1 protein-coding gene is annotated in these 2,292 nt (G+C 67.6%); it reads right to left on the bottom strand.

What is annotated here, in order from left to right:
- Positions 1-22: 22 nt before the first annotated feature.
- On the bottom strand, positions 23-2,035 hold the full coding sequence (locus DYI24_RS25210) for a tyrosine-protein phosphatase (protein WP_164574262.1): 2,013 nt from the start codon (positions 2,033-2,035) through the stop codon (positions 23-25).
- Positions 2,036-2,292 lie beyond the last annotated feature (257 nt).

Genomic DNA, 2,292 nt, shown 5'->3' on the forward strand with positions numbered 1-2,292 from the left:
GCCGGCGGCTTTCGCCGACTGATCAGAAGCTGACCTCGAGCGACAGGCGGGCATCGAAGCCGGTGCTCGCATTGTCGCCGATGATCGCATTGGCGCCGGCCCTGAGTGTCGCCGCATTCTGCCGCGCCGCCACCGCCAGCCCGGCCCGGAACAAATCGCGGCTGTCGAACGCCGAGACTTGCGCGATGCGATAGCCGTACAGGCTCGCATTCGAGACCAGCCGCGGATCGGACAGTGCACGCTCGTAGCCGAGCGTGATCGCCGGCGACAGCTGCCAGCCGGCCATGGCACGCGCATCCAGCGCAATGTCGAGATCGGCGACTGCGCTGGTCAGCGTCCGCTCGGTGCGCTCCACCGCCAGCGCAAGCTCACTGCCGGTTTCGCCAAAGCCGCCGAGCCGCAAATAGGTGGCGCGCAGGCCGAGTTGCGGCGTGATCGTCCACGGCGCCAGGCGGACGACGTTGCCGACATCCACCCGACCGCTCACCACCCCGCCGGAGCCACTGCCGGTGGCCGTGCCGAGGGCGCCGCCGAGGCTGCGGCTGACGCGGTCCTGTGCCCACGTCAGCGTACTACGCGCAGACAGATAAGGCCCGACGTCGAGACTGGTGAAGCCGTAACGCCCGCCAAACGTCGCCACCGCAAGATCGAGATCGGCATTGCCGCCGGCGCTACTCACCGACGCGCTCTGATAACCGGCACCGACGAACGCGCTGGTCTGCCCGTCGATGCGCCACGTCACGCCGGCGAGCGGTCCGGCGCTGCGCTCGGTACTCTTCGCCACGCCGCTGCCGCCGTTCGACACCAGATAGCCGCCGAGGCCACTCAGCCACGCCCGGCTTTCGCCGCCGCGCAGATCGCGGCCGCTGGCATAGGGCGCGGTGGCGCTGTCGATCCATAGCGGCTGATGCGTCAGGAAGGCCGCCGTATCGGCGTGGACCTGGCCACCGACCTGGGTTTCGACGCCGCCCAGCGTGCCGGCGTCGATCGCGGATTGCAGATAGTAATTGAAACTGGTGTAGCGGCCCGACAGCGGTGAGTTCTGCAGGGCGCCGAGCAGCGCGGCGCCGGCGGCGGCGTTGCCGGTCATGCCGGACTGCCCCGGCAGGCTGGCGAAATACACCATCTTGGCGCGCAGCACGTAGATGTCGGCCAGCGACAGACCGAGTCCCTGCATCAGATAGGCGTAGACCGAGCCATATTGCGCAGCGACCTGATCGAGGCCGGCCTGCAGATAGCTGGTCTGGACGCCGAACATCGGCGCCGCGACAGCCACCGCGGCGTTGCCCGCCGCGCCGCCGCCGGCCGCAGTGTAGATCTGCGCCAGCATGGTCTGGTTCGAGGCCGCCATATAGATGTTGGTGGCCAGATAGGCGGTCATGATCGTGCTGGGCGAAACGCCGGCGATGCTCTGCAACAGCATCGAGGTCCAGCCGGTGCGGTCCTTGCCGGCGGAGCAATGATACAGCGCGGCAGCCGACGGGTCGCCGGCCAGCGTCAGCAGCACGTCGCGGAACGCAGCGCGCTGGCCCGGATCGGTGACAAAGCCTTGATACAGCGACTCCATGTAGCTGACGGCCGCCGCTGCCGTGGTCACCGACGCTGTCGAGGGCGTCCCAGAACTGCCGAAGATGTTGATATTGACGTAGCGCGCGCCGGCCGGCACCCAATCCGGCCCGGCATTCGGCGCCATCACGGTAATCGGGCCATAAATCTCCGTCGGCGTCCGCAGATCGATGTCGAGCCCGATGCGCAGCGACGACAGCGTCGCCCAGTCGGCGGCCGACAACATGGACAGCGCTTCGGAACGATAGAACACGCCGGTCCGCATCACGCCGCCATGCGCGGTGGTATCGGCAAAGCCGCTACCACCCGCCGCCGGGATGATGCCGGCGAGGTCGCGAAAGTTCGAGTCGGTGAGAAGGATCGGCGTGGTGATCGGCTGCTGGGCGAGTGCCGGCCGGCCACTGACGATCGCGACCGCGGCGGCGCAGAGCGAAAGAACGTGCCGCGGCCGCAGACGACGAAATAGCATCAATCACTCCCGCTCAGGCAAGCACACTCGCGCCATCGCGGCACGCTGATGCGCGGCCCTTGCAATTGCCTACGGGACGAGGTGTGGGCTCGGTCAACAAGCAAACGCGCAGCCGACTCAAAATCGAATCGATAAATAATGCTGGGCCGGATCGGCCCGCCGCTCAACCCGGCTGATTTACCAATAGAGCCGGCACCGCTGCTAACGATTTGCAAGCGGATCGCTGCCGATCGGCGCGCAGATCGTCGGCCCCTGGC

The sequence above is a fragment of the Rhodopseudomonas sp. BR0C11 genome, assembly GCF_010820945.1.
GTDB classification, from domain to species: domain Bacteria; phylum Pseudomonadota; class Alphaproteobacteria; order Rhizobiales; family Xanthobacteraceae; genus Rhodopseudomonas; species Rhodopseudomonas palustris_H.